Source organism: Curtobacterium citreum, assembly GCF_006715175.1.
Lineage (GTDB): Bacteria > Actinomycetota > Actinomycetes > Actinomycetales > Microbacteriaceae > Curtobacterium > Curtobacterium citreum.
The window spans coordinates 569754-594795 of sequence record NZ_VFMQ01000001.1 but is presented as its reverse complement, the minus strand read 5'-3'; the positions used below and the strand labels follow the sequence as shown (position 1 = coordinate 594795).

Sequence of the window (25042 nt, the reverse complement as noted above, 5' to 3'; positions counted from 1 at the left end):
CGGTCCGGAGAGTTCACGCATCCGCGCTTGCCGTCACGCTACGGCGCCGGGATGCATGCCACCCGTGAGTCGGCAGGACCCTGCGCCCTCAAGCTGCGGTCTGCTGCCTCCACGGCAGCGGCTGCGCGGCTCCTGCTGTCGAACAAGCCTAGGAGCCGGACGACACCGTCTTCCTGATGAGCCAACGCCCGAAACCCATCCCGCTGCGGCCGAACTCGACCAACCGGACGCTTCCCGACATCGCCGATAGGCCATCCCCATCGGCCGCGTGCACGGAGTCGTGTGGTCATCCGCTGAGCCTCCTCGTACGCAATTGACCGGCGACAGAGGAACCGCCGGACGAGTCCGTCTGCAACCTGCATGCTGCGACCACCTGGCAGGAGGAGACTCATCTCAGACGGTTCCGACCACGATGCTCGCCGCAGCGAACGCATCCTGGCGGTCACCACCGTCAACGGAAGCAGTCATCATGACCGGCCCATCCACCACCGCTGACCAGCACCTCGCCCTGACCAGCGTCGTCGCATCCGGCCTGCCTGCATCGCTCGGCACCGACGCCGCCGAACGGTTCTACGACGTTCCCGCCGTTTTCAACCGACGACCCAATCCGGAAGAGATCGCAGCGCTCGAAGGCTCCGGCAGTCACCATTTGTTACAGCGCGCCGGCTACCCGGATGTGACGCTGGCCGTGCACGACCGGCGTCTGATCATCGGCAACACCAACCTCGGCCAACTCGAACGTGGCCTCTCGACCGCAATCGCGAACCTGGTGCACCAGATCAGCAGCAACGCCCTCGCCACGATCCGCCGGTCACGAGCTGACGCGCAGACCGCGCAGGATGCACAACTTGCTCGCGCCCAAGACACCACCCGCGCAGCCGAACGCATCCACTTCACCCCCGACACGTCTCACACGCCTGGCAGCGGCACGCCGGACAAGGTCGCAGAGCCGAAGCCCGCAACCCGGTGAGCACGCCTCCCCCGGCAGTGACGGTCCGTGCGGAACCGTCCAGGATGCGGCTTCGTCCGGATGGACTGACCACCGCCGGTTTGACGGCGGCGACGAAGGAGAACAGCATGCCGGATCACGCGACCCACGTCACGCTCGACCCCGCTGGAGTACTGCGAACCCTCGTCCTCCAAGAGCCCGAGCACCCAGACATCACCCTCACTCTCCGCGGAACCGCCCCCGAGACGCTGCAGTACAACGGGCGGATCTGGGCGGCCACCCACCACCGGCTCCATCGACCAATGGCCCGCAACGGCTACCAGTACATGCTCCTGCAACCCCCGAAAGCTTCCCCGGAACATCCCTGACAGCTCCGTCGCAGACCGCCGAATCACCGGAAGGCGTGAGGGGGTTCCAGCCGGGAGCATCGATGTCGGCGGTAGGCGGCATACTTACTCGCGGATGCCGTCGGACAATCTGCCCCCAGTCGCCGTCGACCGCCGAGGCACGAATGTCGACGAAGCGGTCGCGTTCTACGAAGACGTCTACGCGAGCCAGGACATTCACATCGGCAAGCCCACCGCCGACGGATTCACATGGCGGTACCGCGCCGTCGGCGACGACGAGCTCACGCTCGGCACATCCGCTGTCGACGCGAACCGATGGGGCACCATCGGCCAACACGGCACCTACATCCTCGCCTGGACCACCACCCCGGGCATCGTCCTCGACATCGACACGCGAGACGCTGTCGCGATGCCACCGAACGTGCCCGTGATGTACCCATCGGGTCGACCGTTCGAGTTCAGCGCTGCGCCAGGTACCCAGCACATGATCCGCTTCGACGGCACCTTCCTCGAGAACGTCGCCGCGGCCCAGCTCGGCGCAATCCCCGGTCCGCTGCAGTTCCGAAACCTTCCCGACCCGGAACAACTCGAGCGCCTCAGACAGGTGATCCGTGCGGCAGCACCCGAGCTGCTGCACCCCGACACGGACCGGTGGCGACGAGCGGCTGTGAACATGCTTGTCGCAGAAGCAGCAGTCGACGCTTTCCACGCCACCCCAGACGTCGACATCGCGTTCCACGACGGCCCAGCGACGATGCGCTTCGCACAGGAGTGGATGGTCGCCAACGCTCATCGACACATCACCAGCACTGACGTCGCCCAGGCGGCCGGCATCAACGCCCGCGCCCTGCAAGCAGCCTTCCAACGCCACGCGCACATTACCCCCATGGCCTTCCTCCGCCAGATCCGGCTCCACCGAGTCCGCGCACAGCTCGTCGCCGGCGAAATCCCAACGACCGTCATCGCAGACGTCGCACGAGGCTGGGGCTTCGGACACCTCGGACGATTCGCCAGCTACTACGCCGACACCTTCGGAGAACGACCATCCGACACGCTCCGCAGACCGTCACGGTGACTCAGCAGCAACACAGAATTGGGTCCCGATAGCCGGTCTTCTACCGGACGCCCGATCGGTTGGTCGACCGGGTGTCACAGGTGGCGATAGGTCGTCATGGTCTGGTTCGGTCAGTCGGAGACGTCGAGGGACGTGAACGCAAGGCGTTGCACCCCACCGTCGGCCAGACGCACGCGCTTGATGCCGCCTCCTTCAATGCCCACGTCGTATCGTGACCACCATCGGTCGGCCTCCGGACTGGCCCCGCGGAGCTCGCTCTCGAGCTCCGTGTAGCCCGCAACGCCCGGGTGCCGTCCTGCCCGGGCGCGGAGCCGTGCGAGGAGTCCCTGCGCCACGTCCGTCCAGTCCGGCAAGAAGTCGTGGGCATCTGGGGCGAGGAACACCCACCGCACGAGGTTCGGGTGCTCGCTGTGTGTCAGCGCGCCGCGGAACAGCTCGGCCGCCGCCGTGTTCCACGCGGTCCCGTACGACCAGCTGATGCGGCGCCGGATCACCGTGCGCGGGTCGTGGATGTGCTCCGAGGAGACTGCGTTCCGTGTCTGGCGACAGGTCCAGGCCGGCGTCACCGACCTCAGCGTCCTGCAGGTGACCACCGTCGGCATCGACGACCCGGCAGCAGCGCTCACTCAGGCGGAACAGATCCGAGGGCTGTCGATCGCGGTGCTGACTCCTCGACGACGAAGCGAGCACCCGGCGGCCCTCATCACCGCAGGAAGCTGTCCGGTGTTCGGTCCGTTTCCCTCACCGACCTGCAGGCGGATGCAGCGGCATCGCCAGCGCTGGTTGCTCGTGGTCGATGCCGTGCTGACGCTGTGGATCACAGCATCGTCACCGAGCACGTTGCGTCTCGCGACGGGACCTCGATCGGCTACCTTCGTCAGCGCACCGGACCGGGCCTCGTCCTGGTGCAGGGTGCGATGGCTGACGTGCACGCGTACCGGGAACTCGCCCTCGCTCTGTCCGCCTCGTTCACGGTCATCACCGCTGGACGACGCGGCCCCGGGATCAGCCCGCGCCCGTACACCGCCGACCACAGCATCGCCCGCGATGTCGAGGACCTCGATGCGGTCATGGCCGCGACCGGCGCGACGAAGCTGTTCGGGCTCAGTTCCGGCGCTGTCATCGTCTTGGAGGCTGCACGGACCCTGCCCGGAGTGAAGCAACTCGCGGTCTACGAGCCCCCGTTCTACCGGGACGGCATCGACCAGGCCGGGATCCGCCGACTGGGCACCGAGATCGAGCGCGGACAGTCCGGCGCCGCGCTCATCGACGCGCTCGTCGTTGCAGGGACCGCACCTGCGCTCATCGCGCGAGCCCCGCGCCTCGTCGCCCGCGCTCTCGGCCGTGTCGTCCTCGCGGTCCAGTCCCGGCAGCGGGGGCCGGCGTCATCGCTCCGCGACCTCCTCCCGGGCGTGCGCTACGACTTCCGCGCCGTCGCCGAACGCGACGGGCACATCCAGGACCACGCGAGCATCGACTGTCCGGTCCTGCTGCTCAGCGGAACTGCGAGCCCCACGTTCCTCCGCACCGCCATCCGCGACCTCGCCCGGATCCTCCCCGATTCACGACAGGTGGAGTTCGACGGGCTCGGCCACGACGGCCCCCGGAACAGCGGCGGACCCGCTCAAATCAGCACGACACTCGCGGACTTCTTCACGCCCTGAACCGGACGCAACAGCGTCTCGACAGCCGGTCGCACACCGATCATCTGCACAGGCACTGCATCGCTGTCAGCCCTGTTCGAGCCGTCAGGGCCTGCGTGTCCGACCGGTGCTGAAATCGACGGATGACCGGGCCGTCATCCGACCTGAGCGACCGCGTGATCAACGTGGTCGCGGACGGCCCACTGCTGGACATCCCGCCGCTGCGACAGAGTGGGGGCATGGTCAGTGCGACACCCAACACGATCCACTTCCACCGCAAGCACCACGAAGCGGTCATGTCTGGCGAGAAGGTCACCACCGTTCGGTGGAACGAGGACGTACCGGTCGGAGCAGCCGTGTTCGTCTTCGACGAGCACCCGACTGCACTATCGGTCCCCGGCACCGTGATCGCCGTGCACCAGTACCGGCTCGACATGCTCACTGCCGAGCAAGCCCACCAGCCTCCTGAGACCGACATGCAGCTCTTCGCGCAGCAGCTGCGCGAGAACTACTACCCAGACATGCCTTCCGATGCAGTCGTCGAGGTCGCCCAACTCGCGATCGAGACGTCCCGATAGACGATCGCCTACGGGGACAGATTGCGGCTTCGGAGCCAACCGCGGTTTGTGCTCGTCGTCTTCCGCACGAGGACGACCAGTAGAGCGACGGTTGCTACCGCGATCACTGTTCCTGCTCCGAGCGGGCCAGCGAGAAGCAGGTTCGGCGCCGTTTCATCACTGCTGAGGAGCACAACGAGACCGCCAGTCGCGTTGAGTGCTCCGTGCCCGAAGACCGCAGGCCAGACCGAGTTGCTCCAGATCCGAAGCCATCCGATGACGACGCCGACTGCTGTGCAGCCGACGATCATCGCGACGACACCGAGCGGGTTCGGTTGGTTGAAGTTGTAACCGAGGAGGATCAACGGACTGTGCCAGGCACCCCAGATGGCGCCGGTGAGTAGGACTGCGGGCCAAACCCCGAGGGGTTGCAGCTCGGGGAGGAGCCAGCCGCGCCATCCGATCTCTTCCCCGAACGCAAGGAACCCGTTCAGCACTGCGGCGACGGGGATGGAGACCAGCTGCACGATCACGAGGGTGCGGACCGGAACCGCTTCCTGCACGTTTCCGGGAAGTGCTGCCGCGAATCCGCTGAACTCGTCGAGGTCGAGCTGGACGAGGCCGAGGCATGCAGAAATCGTGAGGCCGGCGGCGATCGTCAGTGGGAGCAAGACGATCGCTACGACGGTCAGGACGATCGTTCTGTGGGCCGATTCCAGCGGCCAGATCCCGAGACGACGGACCTGGGCGCCGAGAGCGCCGCGGTCGACGGTCAGCGTCATCAGCGCGGTCGCGAGCAGCGGGGTGAACATGACCACCGGGAGCACCCAAGTAGTTGCGGGCGAGGCGAGGCCGCCGGCATCGACCCACAAAGGTAGGCAGACGAGCCAGGAGAGCAGGAACGACGCGACGATGAAGACGCCGACCGGCATCCAGCGAACGTTGCGTGGCGGCGAATGTGCGTTCATCGGAGAGCGTCCGCCAGACCGGGGACGTCGTCGCACTCGAGGATGAGCGTCGAGCCGTCCCGCATCTGCAGTTTCGCAGCCGACCCTCCGCGTTGGAACACTGCCGGTGGTTTGCCCGGGGCGCGGCGGATGCCGACGCCGCCGTACCCGGCTGGGTTGATGGTCGTCGCGCTGACGGATGCGACCTGCGTCGTCAGGACGGTCTTGCGGAAGAACGGTGTCAGCTGAATCACGAGCGTGCCGTCCCGCACGGTGATCAGGAGCGTTTGCGTTGCTGCGCTCAGTCCAAGCGCGATGCCGACGCCCAAGGCGACGACCAGTGCGCTGGCGTCGGCGCCGGTTCGGGTGGGTAACGAGGGGATGGAGGCGGCGAGTCCGGCGGCGCTCCCCGCTGTGACGACGACGCCGAGGATCCTGATCGAGCTCGGCGCGAGGTGACGTTCACGAAACATGGCTGATCGACTTCTCCTCTACGGGGTTGGCGGGCTGTGCGTTCGCGAGGGCTGCGTCGCCTCCGCGCGGCAGCGCCCGGCGGAGCGCGCGAAGGTCAGTGTCGATGGGAAGGACCAGCAGGGTCAGCGCGGCGAACATCACCATCGAGAAGGAGCTGACTCCCATCAAGAGGATGATTCCGAAGTGGAGCGCGGCAGCACATGGGTACAGCACTCGTGTGCGGAACCATCGCGGCAGCACCGGGGAGATCGCGATGGTGAACTCTGTGGCCATCACCGCGAACGTCATCAGGGCGCTGATCAGCGGTTGCGCGGTCAATGAGTACACCAGCGGCTGAGCCCAGCTCGGCGCTCCGAAGTTCGGGTGTCGCTCCCAGGCGTAGAGGGCGGTTCCGCCTGCCCACTCCGGAACGGCGATCTTGCCGATGCATGCTTCGAGGTACACCACGACGACTTGCGCTCGAGCGAGCCACCAGCTGACGGTGCCCGCGAGGACCGCGGCGCTGCTCTCGGCCGTTCGTGGTGCTTCATCACGCCAGGGATTCCATCGCCAGTCGGTGACGCTGACGGGGATGAGGAGCAGACCGAGGATGCCAGCGAGCTGGTCGCCGCCATCGACGAGCGTGCCGGAGAGCGGAACGCTCAGCAGGATCCAGGCTGCTGGTACCGCGGTCAGCCACGGGATCAAGCCCGTCGCGAAAACGAGCAACAGGATTCCAGCCACCCGTGTTGAGACATCGAGTGGCAGTGCGTCCGCCACACAGAACACGGACAAGGCGCTCGCCCCTGAACAGTCGAGTACGTCGGGGTTCCCGTTCGACGGGGTGAACACCGCCCAGCTCGGACCGATGGTCAGCGTGAGTCCTGTGCCGAGGAACAGCAGGGAACGAGCGATGGTCAGTGGGAGCGTCCAGGGCTCCGGAAGGCGGACACGTTGGCGAAGGAAGCTGCTCAGCATCAGCAGGTCACCTCGAGCCGGACGACTTCCGTCACGAAGCGGGGTTCGTCCCGCAGATCGCGCCACTTCCACGGGGTGATCTGCTCGGCGGCCATGGCGATGGGGCCGCACAAGGTCGGTTCGGGCAGCGTGTTCGCACGCCGCACGGGCTCCGGCGCATCCGCCGCGCACGTCGCGACATCCGCCCCGTCGCACTGTTGCCACGCGGACCTTCCGATGCCTTGGAGCAGCATGGCCGATTCGACGCCCTGCCGCCGCTTGCTGCGATCGAACCCGAAGCCGTTCGAGGGTTCCGCGTACTCGCCGACCGACATCGACTCGGCCGAACCGTCAGCGAGACGGTACGGGACCAGGGCTTCAGAGTCCGCTGGTTTGGTGAAGAACGCCCAGCCCTGAGGAAGGACCTTCTGCATCACCGGCGAAACCTCCGCCTGGTACGGAAGGGCCCCAGCGCCGGTGTTCTGTAGCCGCCCCTGCAGCACGTACCCGCCCAGGAGAACGCAGGTGACGATTGCACCGGCGACCGACAGGAGGGGGACGCGCGCGATGCGCGTCCCCCGAGCACGCTGATCAGACACTCTGGAGCAGCGCTGCGACGAACTGCCCGTCCGTGTCGGACGCGGCCGCAGCACGCTTGCTCGCGGCGTTCTCCCCCGCCACGTACACGTCTCCGACGAGGGCCACGGACGCGAGCGCCACGACCCCGACCCCGACCGCCGCAACCGCGATCACCAGGTAACCGCCCACAGCGACGTTGAAGAGGCAGTCGGGTCCCACTTCGCCAGGCACGTAGGTCTGCTCAGCCTCCTGCACTGCGGCGGTGGCCGCCTGCGCCGCCGGAGTGTCGGCTGCGTCCTCGACCACGTTCCTCAGAGCGGAGGAAACCGCCACCGGGTCACCGCCGTCGAGAGCCGTGTCGAGGTCTGTCGCGAGCTCCGGCCGCTCGTCCAGCAGCTGCTGCGTCGATTCTGCGGCGAGCTGCTTCGCGTTGTCGTCTGCGAGAAGCTCCTCGACCGCCGTCTTCTCGGCCGAAGAGATGTCGCCCAGTGCACCGTTGTCGATCAGGGACTGACCGAGATCGCCCTGCAGGAACACGACCCCTTCGATCAGCTCTGCCGAGGTGTAGGCGGGTGGTGCAGACGCGCTTGTCTCCGCAGCCAGCGCGCCGGTACCAGTGGCGAATGCTGCCCCAACCGCTACCGCTCCTGCCAGTACGCCGCCGATGATCTTCTTCTTCATTGAAACCCCCCGAGGTCAATCTGTGGTTCCCCTCAGCAAAGCACGCCCCCCGCTCGGGGGTCAAGTTGCACTGGGCAACGGTTTTCACTCGGCTGCGAAGCGCTTCGACGTCGTCGACCAGCTCCTGCACGGGGGCGTTCAAGGATCGCAGGTCGCGCGTGGCCGGCGGCTTCAACGCCGGACGGTTCGGTGTGGAGCACGGTGCGTTCAAGGACGGGGCGGTCTGAGCGCGGATGCACGACACCCGCCAGGGTCACGACACCGAGAACGTGGCCCCGGTGTTCGTGAGCGACCTGTCGGGCGACCATGCCGCCGAAGGGGTTCCCGATGACGGCGAACGGCTCATCCCCGAGGCGGTCGCCGATCTCGGCGAAACCTCGTCGGCCACATCGACCGTGCTCTCATCGGTGGCAGTCACCGCTGCTGCCTCGGCCCACGGCAGGTCGAGGAACACCAGCCGCCATGGGAGACCCTGCAACGCGTCCGAAGGGGCGCAGCCCGATGCGATGGTTCACCCCGAAGCCGTGAAGAGCGACGTGCGGACGACCAAGACCGACGCTCCGTGCGATCACCCGGCAGGCCTACGAGCAGTCCGGCGCGACGATCGATCGCCTACCCGACCTCTGCTGCAGCACCGCCCACTCCGGGTCACGCCACCACCTGACGAGGTCGGGAAGATCTGCGTCCTCGAGCGCCCGGAACAGGACTCGGTCCCCGATGAGGATGGTCGATCCGTAGCGTTGCGCGTCGGCAGCACTGGTCCAGGTCATGCAGCGACACCCTCATGGGCTTTCCGCCAGCGACCGAACGGCCCGCCGGGCCAGCGTGCGGCGAGCATGTGGCAGCTCACATGCGGTCGCACCGTGGACTCATGCCAGCCGAGGTCGACAAGGTCGTCTGCTAGGTCATCCGTGACGGGCACCTCCTCGTGTTCACGCACGACGGGGTCCCGCTCGCGAAGACCGGCGTCCAAGTGCCAGCCGGCACCATCGAGACCGGCGAAACAGCTGAGCACGCCGCGGTACGAGAGCTGTTCGAACAGACCGGTCGGACGGGCATGGTAGTGCAGGCGCTCGGACGTGAGCGGTACGACCTGCGCCCCGTCCGAGATGAGATCGCGGTACGCCACTTCTTCCTCATGGCACTGCCAGAAGAGGACATCGCGGAGCGTTGGCGGGCGGGTGGACGCTTCCGGTCAGACGACGGAGGAGCTGTCAGCTGGACCTGTTGGTGGCTGCCGCTCGAGGACGCTCACGTGCTCGCCGCCGGGCTCGGAGCACAGGTGGGTGCAGCGGCAGCGTCGCTCACTCCGCCGCGATCCGGTAAACGGCACCGTCCGGCGACCGCCTGAGCACCCCCGTGTCGACCGCGTCGCGGCGGACCAGCGCCACGTCCTCGACGAACATCGCCAGCGCAGCGTTCAGCGTCTCCTCCGGCACACTCAGTCGAGCGGGGAGGCGGTCGAACACCGTCCGCACGATCACGTTCGACAGCTCCTGGCGACTGCTCGCCTCCGTCGGCAGCACGCTGATCCGTCCGACGTGCAGGACGGCATGGTCGGTCAGGAGGAGGTCGATCGTCTCCTTGGTCTCCGACAACGCCCCCTCGTCGACGGTTCCGTCCGGACCGACCCAGTCGAACCCGCCCACCGGGATCCTCGGGTGCATCGTCAGCGCGACCACCTGCCGTGCGCGCCGGAGCGCAGATCGCATGCTCACGTCGAGTCCTCCCTCGTCGTCCGTGGGCCGTCCATGCGACCTCGCCTCCCGCGAGAACGAGACCGCGACCGAGACCGCAGCCCCACAAACGCAAGCGCTTCCCCACAGAAATCCCCCGCCACTACGGTCGTTGCCGACGGAGCGCGACCGGCGCGCTCCCCGACGTATCGCGGTCGCAGCACACCGGCGGCGAGGAGGGCTCCACCGCCCGCAGCCTGCCGAACGAGGCCGGCCCCTCCCTGATGGTGATCAGCGAGCAGTCCCTGTCGATGTGGGACCTCGGCTTGACCGGCAACCAGCTCCCCGCGGAGCACATCGTGACGATCCCGCGGGCGCAGGTCGCGTCGATCGTCGACACCGGGAAGACCGCGCAGGGCGGGGTTCCGGTCGCGCGCCTCACGTTCGCCGACGGCTCGTTCGCGGACCAGCGCCTCATCAGCAAGCCGGGCCCCGAGTTCTGGTCGGTCGCCGCCGCGATCTGAGCGCGCAGCGCTCCGCTCCAGAGCCGGCAACCCACCGGACGGGAGGCCCGTGACGATCCCGCCCCGTGCCTCCCGTCCGTCCCGTGGGCGCGTCCGACAGACGGCCGTCCGACTGGCGCACTCGCGTCCCGGCGGCGACGAAGCCGGCCTAGCCTGCCGCTGTGGAGCGGATGAGCAGGGTCCTGGGCAGCGCCGCCGCGGCGGCGCTCGTCGTGGTGGGCATCGCGTCGTGCACGTCCGGACCACTCGAGAGGGCGCCCTCCGCGGCCGCGGCGACGACCGGGAACCCGGCCTCCGGACTGCACACCGTGCGGCTGACCGTCGCGGACGGCGCGCACGCCGGGCGCGCGGCGGGACGCTCGCTGCGCGTGCCGGACGGCTGGCGTGCCGAGGTCTGGGCGGACGCCCCCGGCGCGCGGATGGCCGCGTGGCTCCCCGACGGCAGCATGCTCCTGACCACCGGCTCCGAAGGCGACCTGCTGCGCCTCGAGCCGCGCGGCGGGGTCCGGGCGCCGACCGTGCACCGGCTCGCGACCGGACTCGACGACCCGCAGGGCGTCGCGGTGACCGAGCAGGACGGCCGGACCGTCGTGGTGCTCGGCGAGGCGACCCGCATCGAGGCCTGGCGCTACGACGGCGGGACGCTCGGCGACCACCGGGTCCTGGTCGACGGACTGCCGACCGGCGGGCACGGCGGCAAGTTCGTCGCGGTGCGGAACGGCGTGGTCGCCTACGACATCGGCTCCGCGTCGAACAGCGACGGCGCCGATCGCCGCGACCACCCCGACCGCGCGGTGATCCGGCAGGTGCGGCTCGACGGGACCGGGAACACGCTGCTGGCCACCGGGGTCCGGAACGGCGAGGGGCTCGCGCACGCGCCGGACGGCACGCTCTTCGCCGCCGTGAACCAGGCCGACCAGCAGCCGTACCCGTTCCACGACGGCAGCGGGCACTACGGGCAGCGCGTGCAGGCGTACGTGAACGAGCACCCGGACGACCAGGTGACGCGGATCACGGCGGGGGCCGAGCTCGGGTGGCCGTTCTGCCAGCCGGACTCCCGTGGGAAGCCCGACCTGCTCGACCTCGGGTACGTCGACGACCCGGCGAACAACCCCGACGGCAAGGCCCTCGACTGCGCCACCGTCACCCCGACGATGGTCGGGCTCCCCGCGCACAGCGCCCCGGTCGGGTTCGTGTTCACCCGCGGGAGCGCCCTGCCCGCGGCGTACGCGGACGGGGCACTCGTCACGACGCACGGATCGTGGGACCGGGAGCCACCGCGGCCACCGTCGGTGTCGTACAGCGCCTGGGACGACACCGCGCACACCCTCGGCCGGCCGCGCACGATCGTCGAGGGGTTCCAGGACGACGACGGGTCGCGGTGGGGTCGGTCGGTGGACGCCGTGCCCGGCCCGGACGGCAGCCTGTACGTCACGGACGACACCGCCGGGCTGGTCTACCGACTGACCCCGGGGTCCTGAACCGGGGCGCGCGTTGCGCCCGGTCCGCAGGGCGGGTGGACACCGGACGGGAGGCACGTGGCGGGCCCGCCACGTGCCTCCCGTCCGGTGTGGGGCCGGGTCCGACGGGGCCGGGCCTGTTGGATCAGGTGCGCGCGAAGGCGGACGCGAGCGCGTCGGCGACGTCCTCGAGCGCGCGGCGCGAGCGGTCGACGTGCCCGGTGAAGGAGAGGAACGCGTGCGGGACCCCCGGGACGACGACGTGGTCGACCGCGACCCCGGCGGCCCGGAGCGCCGCGACGTAGCGGGTGCCCTGCCCCAGCAGCGGATCGACCGCGGCCGACACCACGAGTGCCGGGGCGACGCCGCGCAGGTCCGGCGACCGGAGCGGGGAGGCCCGCAGGTCGGACCCGTCGCCGTCCGGTCCGAGGGAGGTGTCCCAGAACCAGTCCATCTGCGCCGCCGTGAGGACCGGGCCGTCCGCGTGCACGCGCATCGACTCGCTGTCGTCCGCGTGGTCGACCACCGGGTGCACGAGGACCTGGAACACCGGCCGTGGGCCCGGACGACTCCGCAGGGACTGCGCCACGACCGCCGCGAGGTTCCCACCCGCGCTCTCCCCGAACAGCGCCACGCGCTCGGGGTCGCCGCCGAGTTCGTCGGCGTGATCGAGGACCCAGGTCGTGACGGCCTCGGCGTCGTCGACCGCGGCCGGGAACGGGTGCTCGGGGGCGAGTCGGTAGTCGACGGAGACGACCAGGCACCGCGCGCGGGCGCACACGACCCGTGCGAGGTGGTCCTGGCTGTCGAGGTCGCCGAGCACCCATCCGCCACCGTGCAGGAACACGGTGACGGGCAGCGCGCGGTCCTGGTCCCGGTTCGGGTCCGGGACCAGGTCGGGCTCCGGCTCCGGCTCCGGCTCCGGCTCTGGCTCTGGCTCGGGCTCTGGCTCGGGCTCGGGCTCGGGCTCGGGCTCGGGCTCGGGCTCGGGCTCGGGCGGGGTGTAGACCCGGACCGGCACCGGGCCGTGCTCGGTCGGGACGGTGCGGTCGTCGACCCGACCGACCCGGACCGGCGAACCGGCGAGGGCCGCGAACCGCGCGGCCTGCGCGCGCTGGCCCGCGACGGTCGCGGGACCGCCCGCTCCGCCCTCCTCCGCCAGGCGCGCGAGGAGCTCACGGACCTGCGGGTCGAGCGTCATCCCTTGACGGCCGATCCGGCGACGCTCTGGATGAAGTACCGCTGGAACGCGAGGAAGACGATCAGCACGGGCAGCACCAGCAGGGTGCCGAACGCGAAGGTCTGCCCCCAGTCGACGGGCTCCTGCCCGGAGAACACGCTGATCTCGAGCGGCAGCGGGCGGGCGGTCGGGTCCGACGTGACGATCGACGGCCAGAGGTACGACCCCCACGAGCTCAGGAACGTCAGGATCGCCACGGTCGCGAACACCGGGCGGGCGTTGGGGACGACCACGCGGACGAACGTGCCGAAGGCGCCGAGGCCGTCGAGCCGTGCGGCCTCCTCGACGCTCTTCGGCAGGTTGAGGAAGAACGTGTAGAACAAGAAGATCGAGAACGCGTTCGCGATGAACGGGATCATCTGCACCACCAGGGTGTCCCGCTGTCCGTTGAGCAGGTACAGCAGCGGGACCGCGACGGACTCGAACGGCACGATGACGAGCAGCACGACGAGCAGGAACACCAGGTTCTTGCCCTTCCACTGCAGCCGTGCGAACGAGTAGCCGGCCATGGCGTTGACGACGAGTCCGCCGACGACGACCACGAGCGAGATGAGCACCGAGTTCGTCATGAACTGCCAGAAGTACCCCGTGGCGTCCGAGTCGAGTGCCCGGAAGACCCCGCGGTAGTTGTCGAGCGACAGGTGGATCGGCAGGAAGCCGGTGAAGCCGTCGAGCACCTCGCTGCTCGGCTTGAAGCTGCCGAGCAGCAGGTAGTAGACGGGCGCGAACATGAGCGCCGACAGCACGATCAGGATCGCGTAGGACCCGGCCTTGGACGCCACGCGGCGGGGGCGGATGGTGGTCAACTCTCACTCCTCTGTCGGAGCACGGCGCGCTGGACCAGGGCGACGACGACGATGATCACGAAGAGCACGACGGAGATCGCGGTGGCGCGTCCGACGCTGTTCTCGGTGATGATCGCGTTCGTGGCCTGGTACAGGACGGTGCGGAGGGCGTTCTCGTTGCCCCCGGCGGTGGTGATCAGGATGTACACCTGGTCGTAGACGCGGAAGGCGAAGATCGTGGTGAGCAGCACCACGAAGATCAGGGTGTTGCGGACACCTGGCACGGTGATGTGCACGAACTGCTGGAACCGGTTCGCCCGGTCCAGTCGAGCCGCCTCGTACCGCTCCTCGGGGATCTCCTGCAGCGCGGCCAGGATGATGACCATCTGGAACCCGACGCCCTGCCAGATCGACAGGGCGATGACGGACAGCATCGCGGTGGCACCGGAGCCGAGCCAGTCGTGCGGGCCGACCGCTCCCCCGGTGACGGTCTCGACCGCGCTGTTGAGCAGACCGCTGCCGCTCCGGTCGAGGATCACGCGCCAGATCACGGCGACGAGGGCCATCGGGAAGACGACCGGCATGAAGAAGAACGTGCGGAAGAACCGGATGCCCTTGAGCTGCTGGTTGAGCAGGACCGCGAAGACGAGCGCGAGGCCGGTCTGCAGCGGGATGACGACCACCGCGAAGAACAGGTTGTTCCCGAGCGCGCGGAGGAACTGCGGCGCCTCGACCGGGTCGGTGAACAGCCGGACGTACTGGCTGAACCCCACGAAGGTCGGCGGGCGCGGCGAGCCGAGCTGCACGTTGAAGAACGACAGCCCGATGGCCGCGACGAACGGGACGGCGATGAAGAGGACGATGCCGGCCATCGCGGGCAGGGCCATGAGCGGCCCCGCGACGAGGTCGCTGCGCTGCCGACGGAGCTGCCGGGGAACCCGGCGACGCCGTTCGGCGATCGGTGCAGCCGGCGCGGCCGGCGGCGGGGTGGTCGTGCTGGTCACGAGGACTCCTGGTCTCCTGGTTCTGCGGGGTGACCGGGGGTGGGGGCGTCGGACTCCGACGCCCCCACGGCCGATCACTTGTAGTCGTTGTTGTCCGAGTAGGCCTGGTCGATCGACTTCGCAGCCGTGGTCAGCTGCTCCTTCGCGTCGGCGCCGCCCCAGACCGCGGACAGCGCGCTGGCGAACTTCGACGTGATGACCGGGTACCCCGGGGTCACCGGGCGGTAGACGGCGATGCAGCTCTTCGTGATCGCGGTCGCCGGGCACGACTGCTCCAGCTGCTGGCCCCAGAGGGCGAGGCCGCCGCCGGACTGGTAGACGCTCTGCGCGGAGAACGCCGACTTGGTCGCCGCGGGGGCGCCGTTCGCCTCGGTGATGGCCTTCACGTTCGCGTCGTTGAGCAGGTAGTCGAGGAACGCGCCGGCAGCCTTGCCGTGCTTGGTCGACGAGCCGATGCCCCACGTCCACGAGCCGGCGCCGACCTTCTCGCCGTCGCCGAAGTTCGGCAGCGGCAGGGCGACCAGGTCGCTGCCGATCGCCTTGGAGTAGGTCGGGTAGTTCCAGTGGCCGCTCAGGCTCAGCGCGACGCGGCCGTTCGGGAACGCGTTGCCGTCGGTGTTCGAGTCGACGTAGGGCTTCCAGGACGCGATGTCCTCGAGGGCCTTCACCGAGTCGGACGAGTCGAGCACGCCGGACGCCTTGTCGCCCTTGATGAGGTTGCCGCCGGCGGACTGCAGCATCGGCGAGAAGCCGTAGGTGCCCCACTCGCCGTTGAGCGCCGACTCGGACAGGTCGAGCGACTTGCCCGACGAGTTCGCGGCGGCGAGCTTCTTGAGCGCGTCGGAGAACTGCTCCGGGGTCCAGGCCTCGGACGGGGACGACGGGATCGAGACCCCCGCGGCCTCGAGCAGCTTCTTGTTGCCGTACAGCCCCATCGCCGAGCTGTACTGGGCGAGGCCGTACAGCTTGCCGTCGTACGTGCCCTCGGCGATCGAGCCGTCGGTGGCGTTCGACACGGTCGACTTCGACACGGAGTCGGTCAGCGGGGCGAGCTTGCCGTTGTAGGCGTAGCTCGCGAGCGTCGGGCCGTCCATCTCGAGCACGTCGGGGAGCTTGTTCGTCGGGGTGTTCGTGACGGTGCTCGTGTAGGTGTCGCCCGAGATGAGCTTGAGCGTGACGTGCACCTTCTTCTGCGACGCGTTGAAGGACTTCACGGTGTCCTGGATCGCGGTGACCTCGCTCGTCTGGCCCTGGTGGCCCCAGACGGTGATGTCGCCGGTGCCGTCGCCGGCAGCGCTGCCGGATCCGGAACCGGCCGAGCAGCCGGTGAGTGCGGCGGCGGCGACCGCGAGCACCGCGATGGCCACCCCCGATCGACGGGCGATGTGCTTGGTGTTCATGGTTCTCCTCTGGAGGGGTTCTTCGGGTCGGGACCTCCGGGTCGCAGGCGCTGCGCCGTGGAGCCGGAGGGGTGTGGAGGGGAAGTGAGGGGTCGGGGTCGGGGTCAGCGCGCAGCCGCGCCCGCGGACGTGGTCGCACGCAGGACGAGCTGGCCGTCCACGACGTCGACGTCGACCGGGTCGGTGAGCACGCCGGGCAGCGGTTCGCCCGGGGCGCCGTTCTCGAAGGTCACCAGGGCCCACGAATCGTCGCGGCGCTGCACGAGTCGGCCCGAGTACCGGGTGGCGTCCGTGAGCGGGACCGCGCGGGTGACGTCGAAGGGACCGGTCGGGTCGTCGATCGGCATCGCCCACGTCCCGGGGGTGGTGTCCGCGGCGGGGTGCACGGGGCTCAGCGCCTCGGCCGGGCACGAGAACAGCAGGAACCAGTGGCCCTGCACCTGGACGACCTGCGGGACCTCGAGGTGGACGAAGCCGGAGCCCGGACTGCTGAGCGGCGGTCGGACCTCCCAGTGCTCGAGGTCCGTGGACACCGCGTGGCCGATCACCCCGCGCTCGTCGAGGGGGCCCGCGTTCGTGCGCGCGGTGACGAGCATGTGCCAGCCGTCCCCCGCCGGGTCCCGGAACACCCAGGGGTCGCGCCAGGCCTCCTCGCGGAAGACCGCGCCGTCGGCGTCCGGTGCGGCGCCGAGCGTCTCGTACCAGCGGGCGTCGGCCCGGGTCACCGGGCCCGGGCGCTTGACCCAGGTGCGGAGGTCCTCGGACACGGCGACACCGACGGTCTCGACGTTCGTGTGGTCGGGCTCGTCGGCGAGGAACCGGGTGCCCGTGTAGAACATCCGCCACAGGCCGTCGTCGCCGCGGACGACACTGCCGGTCCACGTCGTCGTCGCGTCGTGGTCGTCGCCGGACCCGGGGCCGAACGGCTGCTCCGCCCGCTCCCAGTGGACGAGGTCGTCGCTCACGGCGTGGCCGATGCGGGCGGCGCGGTGGCGTCGGCCCTCGTCTCCCAGGGCTGTCGGCGCCTGCAGGAAGAACACGTGGTGGCGAGCGCCGTCGTCGGCGAACCAGAAGTCCCACACCCAGTGGTCGGGCACCCTCAGCACGGCGCACCGCACAGACGGTCAGGGTCGGTCAGGAGGAGGTCACACACTGCTCGGCACCACTCTTCATCGAGGTCATCATCGGTTGCACCCACGTTGGTGAACCGGTTGATCACGAATGGTGTACCGGTTCACCACCTGCTGTCAAGCCCGTATGATGAGCGAATGCGCAAACAGTCCGCGGAGTTGCCGTGAGCGCGCGACGCGTCACGCTCTCGGACGTGGCCCAACAGGTCGGCCTGTCGAAGGCAGCGGTCTCGCAGGTGCTCAACGACCACCCCGCATCCCGGGTGTCGGCGGACGCCGCCGCGCGCATCCGTGCCGCGGCGGGCGAGCTCGGGTACCGCCCGAACCTGACCGCGCGGTCGCTGACGACCCGTCGCTCCGGGGTCATCGGGTTGGTGTCCGAGGCGATCACCACCGACCGGTTCGGCAGCGGCATGATCCGCGGTGCCCTGGCCGAGGCGAAGCGGCAGGGCCACGTGCTGTTCATCACCGAGACCGAGGACCAGCAGGACGCGATGGCCGCGGCGTTCGGGGTCCTCATCGACCACCAGGTCGACGGCCTGGTCTACGCGTCGATCCGACCGCACCCCGTCGACCTGCCCGACGTGGGCGGGGGTATCCCGACGGTGATGCTCAACGCCGTCGCGACCCGACCCACGGCGACCGTGCTCGCCGACGAGCGCGCCGGCGGCGAGGAGATCGTGCGGCTGCTGCTCGACGCCGGGCACACCGACGACGTCGTCCTGATCGGGCGGGACCGATCGGCGACCGTCGAGTGGAGCACCGCCGCGATCGAACGACGGCTCGACGGCATCACGACGGCGCTCGACGCACACGGGGTCGTGCCGGTGGCCGAGGTCGACTGCCATCCGTGGGACCCCGACCACGGGTACGCCGCGATGCGCGACCTGCTCGCCGCGGGTCGACGCCCCGCCGCCGTGATCGCACTGAACGACCGACTGGCGTTCGGTGTCTACCGCGCGCTGGCCGAGGTGGGCCTGTCGGTGCCGGACCAGGTCTCGATCGTGTCGTTCGACGACGACGACATCGCGCTCTACCTGGAGCCGACCCTGACGACGGCCGCGCTCCCCTACGAGGCGATGGGCGCCCTGGCCGTCCGGCTGCTGCTGCAGCCCGACCTGGTGCCGGCCGAGCACCTGGTCCCGATGCCCGTGCGGGTGCGCGGGTCGGTGTCGGCGGTCCCGGCGGACATCCGGTCGTTCGACCGGCCGCACTGACGCTCTACTGCGTCGCTGCGCCGGGACCGACGCCCGGGCGCAGCGGACCGGGTCAGTGGATGCGGAGCTGCGCGACCATCGGGCAGGCGAAGGGGTCGCGTGCGGCGAGTCCTACCCGGTTGAGGTACCGGACGACGATGCCGTACGAACGCAGCAGCGTCGTCTCGGTGTAGGGCACGTCGAGCGTCTCGCAGTGGTCGCGGACCAGCAGGCGGGCCTGCTTCAGCGCCGGCCGGGGCATCGAGGGGAACAGGTGGTGCTCGACCTGGAAGTTCAGACCACCCATCAGGAACGACACCCACCAGCCGCCACGGATGTTGCGGGAGGTCCGGACCTGCCGGGAGAAGAAGTCGACCTTCGCGTCGTGCGCGATGGTGGGCATGCCCTTGTGGTTCGGCGCGAACGAGGCACCCATCATCACCCCGAACACCGCCAGCTGCACACCCAGGAACGCGCACGCCATCCCGAACGGCAGGAACCAGAACACCACCGTCAGGTAGATCGCGAACCGCGCCACGAGCAGCGTGCCCTCGAGCACGCGACCCTTCGTGTCCGGACGGCCACCGGCACCACGGACGACGGAGACCACCGCGTGCCGGTGCAGGTTCACGCCCTCGAGCGTCAGCAGCGGGAAGAACAGCCAGCCCTGGAAGCGCAGGAAGGTCCGCATGAACGGTCCCTTCGCCGCAGCGGCGTCCTCGGGCAGGAACCGGATGCCGTCGGGAGCGATGTCCGGGTCCTTGCCGACGGTGTTCGGGTTGCCGTGGTGGCGGGTGTGCTTGTTCATCCACCACGAGTAGCTCAAGCCCACCAGGAACGTGCCGACCCAGCGGCCGGCATGGTCGTTCCACTTCTGCGACGCGAACACCTGGCGGTGCGCGGCCTCGTGCGACAGGAACGCGAACTGCGTGAACAGCACACCGAGCACCCCCGCGACGATCAGCTGGAACCACGAGTCACCGAGGAACGAGAACACGACCCACGCCAGCGCGAGGGTGGCGACGAGGCCGCCGAACAGCGACCAGTAGAAACCGGTGCGGCGGCGCAGGAGACCGTGGTCCTTGACCTGCGCGAGGAGTGCGGAGTAGGTGGAGGTGCCGGAGCGGCCGCCGTTCCCGGGACGGGTGCGGGTGAAACCGGGGGCGAGCGGGATCGTCGTCATCGGACCGATCTCTTCGAGGTGAGCGGTCCTTCGACCGGTCCGGGAGTACACGCGTTCGCGCTTCCCGGAACCGTAGGTCGCGCAGATGTGTGTTCGCCTACACCGTGCGGGCGTTCCTGTCCGGGAAGTCCTGGAGCCCGGTCACGGCGAGCAGGTCGAGCGCGGCGGCGTCCGGCGATCCGGGCACCGCGGTGTACACGACGATGCGCAGGTCGCTGTCCGGCACGGTGAGCACGTCGCAGTCCACGGTGACCGGGCCGACCGGGGTGTGCACCACCTTGCGGCTCGTCCGGTGCTGCGCGACCCGGCCGGTGTCCCAGCGGCGCTCGAACTCCGGCGAGGTCCGGCGCGGGGCCGCGACGAGGTCGGCGAGACCGCGGTCGGCGGGGTAGCGGCCGAGGGCCTGCCGCAGGTCGGCGACGAGATCGCTCGAGAACGCCTCCTCGTGCTCGGCGTCCCACTCCACGCCCTCGTGTCCCCGGGTGAAGTGCCGCCACACGAGGTTCTGCTCCGGACCGGTCCGCCGGGTCGGGTCGCCGTCGATCGCGGCCCAGAGCGGGTTCCACAGGACGATGTCGTGCGCCGCCGTGAAGACCGCGAGCGGCACGTCGCCGAGCCGGTCGACGATCCGCTGCACCCCGGGGGTGACGTGCCGCGGGACGACTCCGCGCGACGGTGTGGCGGCGCCCGCGACACGGTGCAGGTGATCGCGCTCCTCGCGGCTCAGGCGGAGGGCGGTGGCCAGGGCGCCGAGCAGCTGCGGCGACGGGTTCGTCGCGCGACCCTGCTCGAGGCGGACCACGTAGTCGACGCTCACCCCGGCGAGCGCCGCGAGCTCCTCGCGTCGGAGTCCCGGCGTCCGTCGGCCCGACCCCGCGGGGAGGCCGACCTCCTCCGGTCGCACCCGGTCCCGCCAGGCACGCAGCACGTTCGCGAACTCGTCCACGGGACGATCATGCCGCCGATCCCGACCGTGGTCCTGGTACCGCTGGTCCCACCGTCGCGCAGGGCCTGGGACGCGCGAGGACCGAGGAGCAGGCTCGGGGCATGACCACGACACTGATCACCGGGGCGAACCGCAGCCTCGGTCTCGAGACCACCCGCCGCCTGCTCGAAGCCGGCCACACCGTGTACGCCGGGGTGCGCGACCCCGACCGCGCCGACGACGTCCGGGCGCTCGGCGCGCACGTCGTCCAGCTCGACGTGACCGACCAGGCGAGCGTCGACCGGGCACTCGCCGAGGTCCCCGAGCTCGACGTCCTCGTGAACAACGCCGGTGTGCTCGGCACCGCGTCCGGGGTGGACGACCTGGACGCCGCCGCGATGGCCGAGGTGCTCGACACGAACGTCACCGGGGTCGTCCGGGTGACACAGGCCGCGCTCCCGCTGCTCCGGCGGTCGGACGCCCCGGTGATCGTCAACGTCGCGTCGGGCGTCGGGTTCACGCGGTGGCTGACGACCCCCGGGCACGACGAGTACCCGGTCGCTGCCGTTCCGTACGCGGCGTCGAAGGCGGCCCTCATCGCGCTCACGGTGCAGTACGCCAAGAACCTGCCGGAGTTCCGCGTGAACGCGAGCGACCCCGGGTACACGGCGACGGCGTTCAACGGGTACGGCGGCCACCAGACCGTCACCGAGGGCACCGACGCGACGGTCGGTCCCGACGGCCCCACGGGCGAGTTCCACGACCGGAACGGCCGCATCGCCTACTGAGCACGGCTACCCTCGGCGCATGAGCACCGCGCCCTCGACCTCCACCACGCACGTCGTGATCGGCGGTGGGGTCGTCGGCGCCGCGACGGCGTGGGCGCTGACGGCCCGTGGCGAGCGGGTCCTGCTCATCGAGCAGCACGCCCGCGGCCACGACCGGGGATCGTCGCACGGGGCGACCCGGATCTTCCGGCAGGGCTACGCCGACCCGGAGTACGTCGCGCTGACGACCCGGGCGCTCGCGCTCTGGGACGCGCTGGAGCGGGAGTCGGGCGAGACGCTGCTCGACCGGACCGGTGCGGTCGACCACGGGCGTCCCGAGGTCGTCGACGCGATCGCCGCCGCGCTGGCGGACGGAGGCATCCCGCACGAGCGCCTCTCCCCCGCCGACGCCGCGGCACGCTGGCCGGGGATCGCGTTCGAGGGGCACGTCCTCGCCCACGCGACGGCGGGCCGGATCCGGTCGGCGGTCGCGATCGAGACCTTCCTGCGGCTCGCCGAGCGGACCGGCCTCGCCGAGCTCCGGTTCGGCACGCGGGTCACCCAGGTCGAGGACCACGACGGCGAGCTCACCCTGACCCTGGACAGCGACGAACAGGGTTCCCACGCACCACGGACGGTCCGCACCCAGTCCGTGGTCGCGGCCGCCGGGTCGTGGGCCCCCACGCTGGTCGGTGGGGTGTTCGCCGGACGTGGGGCGCGCCTCCCGGCCGTCCGCGTCACCCAGGAGCAGCCCGCCCACTTCCCCAGCCACCTGCCGGACGAGGCATGGCCGAGCTTCGTGCACTGGGCCGACGGCGACGACGTGTACGGCCTGCTCACCCCGGGCGAGGGCGTCAAGGTCGGGTTCCACGGGACGGGACCGGTCGTCGACCCGGACGACCGGGACTTCGCCCCTCGACCGGACGAAGCCGCGCGCCTACAGGCCTACGTGGCGCGGTACGTCCCCGGGGTCGACGCGAGCCGGCCGACCTTCATCAGCTGCCTGTACGACACCACCCCCGACGAGGACTTCGTGATCGACCGACGCGGCCCCCTGACGGTCGCGACCGGGTTCTCCGGGCACGGGTTCAAGTTCGCGCCGCTGCTCGGCGAGCTGGTGGCGGACCTGGCGACCGGTGGGGCGCCGCACCCCCGCTTCGCGCTCGGATCCCGCTAGCGTGGTCGGGTGCGCGTCGTCATCGCTCCGGACTCCCTGAAGGGCACCGCGACCGCGGTCGACGTCGCGGGGGCGGTGCGGGACGGCTGGCTGACCGAGCGTCCCGACGACGACCTGGTGCTCGTGCCGATGGCCGACGGGGGCGAGGGCACGCTCGACGCGTTCGCCGTCGCGTACCCGGGCGCCGAACGGGTGCCGGTCCGGGTGACCGGGCCGGACGGCGAGCCGGTCGACACGCACTGGCTGCGGCTGCCGGACGGCCGGGCTGTCGTCGAGCTCGCGGCGACGAGCGGACTGCCGCTCCTCGGCGGCGTGATGCGGCCGGAGACGGCGACGAGCCGCGGCTTCGGCGAGGCGATCGCCGCGGCACTCGACGCCGGTGCGACGGGGCTCGTGCTCGGGATCGGCGGGAGCGCCTCGACCGACGGCGGGCGACCGGTGCTCGAGGCGCTGGGGCTGGACGCGGGCGGCGCGGGCGGCGCGGGCGGCGCGGGCGGCGCGGGCGGCGCGGGCGGCGCGGGCGGCGCGGCGAGCGCCGCCGCCGGCGGCCTCCGGCCGCTGCCCCCTGGTGGGGTCGTCGTGCTCACCGACGTCGTCTCACCGCTGCTCGGACCCACCGGCGCCGCCGCCGTCTTCGGCCCGCAGAAGGGCCTGGCGGTCGACCGGATCGGCGCGGTGGACGCCCGGCTGGCCGAGTGGGCCGCCCGGTTCCCCGCGGTCGACCCGACGACCCCCGGGGCCGGAGCCGCGGGCGGAGTCGGCTTCGGGCTGCTCGCCTGGGGTGCGACGCTCGTCCCCGGAGCCCGTGCGGTCGCAGACCTGCTCGGGTTGCCCGGACTGCTCGGCGGGGCCGACGTGGTGGTCACCGGCGAGGGCCGCTTCGACGAGCAGAGCGCGGCGGGCAAGGTGCCGTCGGTCGTGCTGTCGCTCCGGGACGCGCACGCTCCCGCCGCCTCGGCGCTGCTCGTGGCCGGCGAGGTGGACGCTCCGCTCGACGCCTTCACGGCCGCGGCCTCACTCGTGGTGCTCGCGACGCAGACGACCGGCGAGCCGGACGACGCCCTGCGGGACCCGCTGCGGTTCGCGACGGTGGCGGGCCAGCGGCTCGCGCGGCTCGTCGGCTGAGCACGAAGCGCAGAGCGCTGAGCGCGAAGCGCCGAGCGACTCGGCGCCCGCCCCGCACCCCTGGGACACGCCCGCCCGCTCCCGGCAGGGGGACCCCATCGCAACCCCCCTGTCCCCAGGACGCGGGACCACACTGGTCGGCGGGCCGCACCCGGCCCGCGAAGCACCACCACGAGGAGACCAATGCGCACCGTCAACGCGTACGCGGCAACGTCGGCCACCGAGCCGCTCGTCAAGACCACCATCACCCGCCGTGACCTCGGCCCGAACGATGTCGAGATCGACATCGCCTACGCCGGCATCTGCCACTCGGACATCCACACCGTCCGCGGCGAGTGGGGCGAGATCCAGTACCCGCAGGTCGTCGGCCACGAGATCGTCGGCCACGTCTCCGCCGTCGGCAGCGACGTCACGAAGCACCAGGTCGGCGACCGTGTCGGCGTCGGCTGCATGGTGAACTCCTGCGGCGAGTGCGAGAACTGCGTCGCCGGCGAGGAGCAGTACTGCCTGAAGGGCAACATCCAGACCTACGCGGGCGTCGACCCCGCCGACGGATCGATCACCCAGGGCGGCTACTCCGAGGCCGTCGTCGTGAACGAGGACTTCGTCCTCCGCGTCCCGGAGTCGCTCGACATCGAGCGCGTCGCCCCGCTGCTGTGCGCGGGCATCACCCTGTACTCGCCGCTGCACCACTGGGGTGCCGGCCCCGGCAAGAAGGTCGCGATCGTCGGCCTCGGCGGGCTCGGCCACATGGGCGTGAAGATCGCGTCGGCCCTCGGCGCCGAGGTCACCGTCCTGTCGCAGACCACCTCGAAGCAGGAGGACTCGCTCCGCTTCGGCGCGGTCGCCCACTTCGCGACGAAGGACCCGAAGACGTTCGAGGAGCTCCGCGGCTCGTTCGACCTCATCATCAACACGGTCTCGGCGAAGATCCCGGTCGGCGCGTACCTGAGCCTGCTCAAGGTCGACGGCACGATGGTCAACGTCGGTGCCCCGTCCGAGCCGCTCGAGGTCCCCGCCTTCGCCCTGATCCCGCGTCGCCTCAGCTGGGCGGGCTCGGCCATCGGCGGCATCCGCGAGACCCAGGAGATGCTCGACTTCTGCGCCGAGCACGGCATCCTGCCGGAGACCGAGCTCATCTCGGCGGACCAGATCAACGAGGCCTACGAGCGCGTGCTCTCCTCGGACGTCCGGTACCGCTTCGTGATCGACACCGCGACGCTGGCCTAGTCAGCACGACGGGTCGCGTCCGCGACGCGACC

At 70.5% G+C, this 25042-nt stretch carries 28 protein-coding genes; 12 read left to right on the top strand and 16 right to left on the bottom strand.

The features are described from left to right. The first annotated feature begins 469 nt into the window (after window positions 1–469). Window positions 470–970, top strand: a complete 501-nt coding sequence (locus tag FB462_RS03000) for a hypothetical protein (protein WP_141860080.1) — start codon at window positions 470–472, stop codon at window positions 968–970. A gap of 441 nt (window positions 971–1411) precedes the next feature. Next, entirely contained in the window at window positions 1412–2371 is a 960-nt protein-coding gene (locus FB462_RS02995; RefSeq protein WP_141860078.1) for an AraC family transcriptional regulator, read from the top strand. Window positions 2372–2481: 110 nt separating this feature from the next. On the opposite strand, the gene FB462_RS02990 is transcribed toward FB462_RS02995, so the two are convergent. Continuing rightward, complete coding sequence (locus FB462_RS02990; RefSeq protein ID WP_141860076.1) at window positions 2482–2865, bottom strand: MmyB family transcriptional regulator; 384 nt, start codon at window positions 2863–2865, stop codon at window positions 2482–2484. On the opposite strand from FB462_RS02990, the gene FB462_RS17860 reads away from it, so the two are divergent. Next, a complete protein-coding gene (locus FB462_RS17860; protein ID WP_341872471.1) occupies window positions 2773–4035 on the top strand; it encodes an alpha/beta fold hydrolase in 1263 nt (420 codons plus the stop codon). The genes FB462_RS02990 and FB462_RS17860 overlap by 93 nt on opposite strands. 122 nt (window positions 4036–4157) lie before the next feature. Beyond that, entirely contained in the window at window positions 4158–4592 is a 435-nt protein-coding gene (locus FB462_RS02980; protein ID WP_229666877.1) for an ASCH domain-containing protein, read from the top strand. Window positions 4593–4600: 8 nt separating this feature from the next. Here the strand turns inward: FB462_RS02980 and FB462_RS02975 are convergent, their stop codons facing one another. The 7 genes from FB462_RS02975 to FB462_RS17610 all read right to left on the bottom strand — a co-directional run bounded on the left by FB462_RS02975 (window position 4601) and on the right by FB462_RS17610 (window position 8642). Then, window positions 4601–5539 (bottom strand): CPBP family intramembrane glutamic endopeptidase, encoded by a 939-nt coding sequence (locus tag FB462_RS02975; RefSeq protein ID WP_141860072.1) that lies wholly within the window; start codon window positions 5537–5539, stop codon window positions 4601–4603. Continuing rightward, a complete protein-coding gene (locus FB462_RS02970) occupies window positions 5536–5991 on the bottom strand; it encodes a hypothetical protein (protein ID WP_141860070.1) in 456 nt (151 codons plus the stop codon). Before FB462_RS02970 ends, FB462_RS02975 begins: the two co-directional genes overlap by 4 nt. Next, window positions 5981–6949, bottom strand: a complete 969-nt coding sequence (locus FB462_RS02965; RefSeq protein ID WP_141860068.1) for a hypothetical protein — start codon at window positions 6947–6949, stop codon at window positions 5981–5983. The genes FB462_RS02970 and FB462_RS02965 overlap by 11 nt, the downstream gene beginning before the upstream one ends. Continuing rightward, the gene (locus tag FB462_RS02960; protein WP_229666886.1) at window positions 6949–7362 is read right to left on the bottom strand and encodes an SdpA family antimicrobial peptide system protein; all 414 of its coding nucleotides are present in this window, start codon (window positions 7360–7362) and stop codon (window positions 6949–6951) included. Before FB462_RS02960 ends, FB462_RS02965 begins: the two co-directional genes overlap by 1 nt. A 157-nt stretch (window positions 7363–7519) precedes the next feature. Next, window positions 7520–8188: a sporulation delaying protein family toxin gene (locus FB462_RS02955; RefSeq protein ID WP_141860064.1), complete on the bottom strand. Its 669-nt coding sequence runs from the start codon at window positions 8186–8188 to the stop codon at window positions 7520–7522. A 32-nt stretch (window positions 8189–8220) separates the two neighbouring features. Continuing rightward, entirely contained in the window at window positions 8221–8496 is a 276-nt protein-coding gene (locus FB462_RS17895) for a hypothetical protein (protein ID WP_373286862.1), read from the bottom strand. Further along, window positions 8442–8642, bottom strand: coding sequence for a hypothetical protein (locus FB462_RS17610; RefSeq protein ID WP_229666876.1), 201 nt, complete (start codon window positions 8640–8642; stop codon window positions 8442–8444). Before FB462_RS17610 ends, FB462_RS17895 begins: the two co-directional genes overlap by 55 nt. Before the next feature lie 474 nt (window positions 8643–9116). Here FB462_RS17610 and FB462_RS17890 point away from each other — a divergent pair, with 474 nt between their 5' ends. Beyond that, window positions 9117–9539, top strand: a complete 423-nt coding sequence (locus FB462_RS17890) for an NUDIX domain-containing protein (protein ID WP_208738884.1) — start codon at window positions 9117–9119, stop codon at window positions 9537–9539. Here the strand turns inward: FB462_RS17890 and FB462_RS02940 are convergent. Continuing rightward, window positions 9493–9900 (bottom strand): DUF2087 domain-containing protein, encoded by a 408-nt coding sequence (locus FB462_RS02940; protein ID WP_229666885.1) that lies wholly within the window; start codon window positions 9898–9900, stop codon window positions 9493–9495. The genes FB462_RS17890 and FB462_RS02940 overlap by 47 nt on opposite strands. 248 nt (window positions 9901–10148) lie before the next feature. Here FB462_RS02940 and FB462_RS02935 point away from each other — a divergent pair, with 248 nt between their 5' ends. Both FB462_RS02935 and FB462_RS02930 read left to right on the top strand, forming a co-directional pair. After that, window positions 10149–10388, top strand: a complete 240-nt coding sequence (locus tag FB462_RS02935; RefSeq protein ID WP_141860060.1) for a hypothetical protein — start codon at window positions 10149–10151, stop codon at window positions 10386–10388. Between the two features lie 170 nt (window positions 10389–10558). Next, window positions 10559–11869, top strand: coding sequence for a PQQ-dependent sugar dehydrogenase (locus FB462_RS02930; RefSeq protein ID WP_141860058.1), 1311 nt, complete (start codon window positions 10559–10561; stop codon window positions 11867–11869). A gap of 124 nt (window positions 11870–11993) precedes the next feature. On the opposite strand, the gene FB462_RS02925 is transcribed toward FB462_RS02930, so the two are convergent. The 5 genes from FB462_RS02925 to FB462_RS02905 form a co-directional block, all read right to left on the bottom strand. Next, window positions 11994–13049: an alpha/beta hydrolase gene (locus FB462_RS02925; protein WP_141860056.1), complete on the bottom strand. Its 1056-nt coding sequence runs from the start codon at window positions 13047–13049 to the stop codon at window positions 11994–11996. After that, window positions 13046–13894 carry a carbohydrate ABC transporter permease gene (locus tag FB462_RS02920; protein ID WP_208738883.1) on the bottom strand — a complete coding sequence of 283 codons (849 nt, stop codon included), beginning with the start codon at window positions 13892–13894 and terminating at the stop codon, window positions 13046–13048. Before FB462_RS02920 ends, FB462_RS02925 begins: the two co-directional genes overlap by 4 nt. Further along, complete coding sequence (locus FB462_RS02915) at window positions 13891–14877, bottom strand: carbohydrate ABC transporter permease (RefSeq protein ID WP_229666874.1); 987 nt, start codon at window positions 14875–14877, stop codon at window positions 13891–13893. Before FB462_RS02915 ends, FB462_RS02920 begins: the two co-directional genes overlap by 4 nt. A 74-nt stretch (window positions 14878–14951) precedes the next feature. Continuing rightward, window positions 14952–16277: a sugar ABC transporter substrate-binding protein gene (locus FB462_RS02910; protein ID WP_141860054.1), complete on the bottom strand. Its 1326-nt coding sequence runs from the start codon at window positions 16275–16277 to the stop codon at window positions 14952–14954. Between the two features lie 104 nt (window positions 16278–16381). After that, window positions 16382–17383, bottom strand: a complete 1002-nt coding sequence (locus FB462_RS02905) for a glycoside hydrolase family protein (protein ID WP_141860052.1) — start codon at window positions 17381–17383, stop codon at window positions 16382–16384. 218 nt (window positions 17384–17601) lie between these two features. On the opposite strand from FB462_RS02905, the gene FB462_RS02900 reads away from it, so the two are divergent. After that, window positions 17602–18624: a LacI family DNA-binding transcriptional regulator gene (locus FB462_RS02900; RefSeq protein WP_208738882.1), complete on the top strand. Its 1023-nt coding sequence runs from the start codon at window positions 17602–17604 to the stop codon at window positions 18622–18624. Window positions 18625–18676: 52 nt separating this feature from the next. Here the strand turns inward: FB462_RS02900 and FB462_RS02895 are convergent, their stop codons facing one another. Then, window positions 18677–19786: a fatty acid desaturase family protein gene (locus FB462_RS02895; protein WP_141860048.1), complete on the bottom strand. Its 1110-nt coding sequence runs from the start codon at window positions 19784–19786 to the stop codon at window positions 18677–18679. Between the two features lie 97 nt (window positions 19787–19883). After that, window positions 19884–20732 (bottom strand): helix-turn-helix transcriptional regulator, encoded by an 849-nt coding sequence (locus FB462_RS02890; RefSeq protein ID WP_141860046.1) that lies wholly within the window; start codon window positions 20730–20732, stop codon window positions 19884–19886. 101 nt (window positions 20733–20833) lie between these two features. Here FB462_RS02890 and FB462_RS02885 point away from each other — a divergent pair, with 101 nt between their 5' ends. The 4 genes from FB462_RS02885 (at window position 20834) to FB462_RS02870 (ending at window position 25010) form a co-directional block, all read left to right on the top strand. Further along, window positions 20834–21499 (top strand): SDR family NAD(P)-dependent oxidoreductase, encoded by a 666-nt coding sequence (locus FB462_RS02885; protein ID WP_141860044.1) that lies wholly within the window; start codon window positions 20834–20836, stop codon window positions 21497–21499. Window positions 21500–21518: 19 nt separating this feature from the next. After that, on the top strand, window positions 21519–22655 hold the full coding sequence (locus FB462_RS02880) for an FAD-dependent oxidoreductase (protein WP_114850359.1): 1137 nt from the start codon (window positions 21519–21521) through the stop codon (window positions 22653–22655). Window positions 22656–22664: 9 nt separating this feature from the next. Further along, window positions 22665–23780, top strand: coding sequence for a glycerate kinase family protein (locus FB462_RS02875; protein ID WP_141860042.1), 1116 nt, complete (start codon window positions 22665–22667; stop codon window positions 23778–23780). A 183-nt stretch (window positions 23781–23963) separates the two neighbouring features. Then, a complete protein-coding gene (locus FB462_RS02870; RefSeq protein ID WP_141860040.1) occupies window positions 23964–25010 on the top strand; it encodes an NAD(P)-dependent alcohol dehydrogenase in 1047 nt (348 codons plus the stop codon). The last annotated feature ends 32 nt before the right edge of the window (window positions 25011–25042 follow it).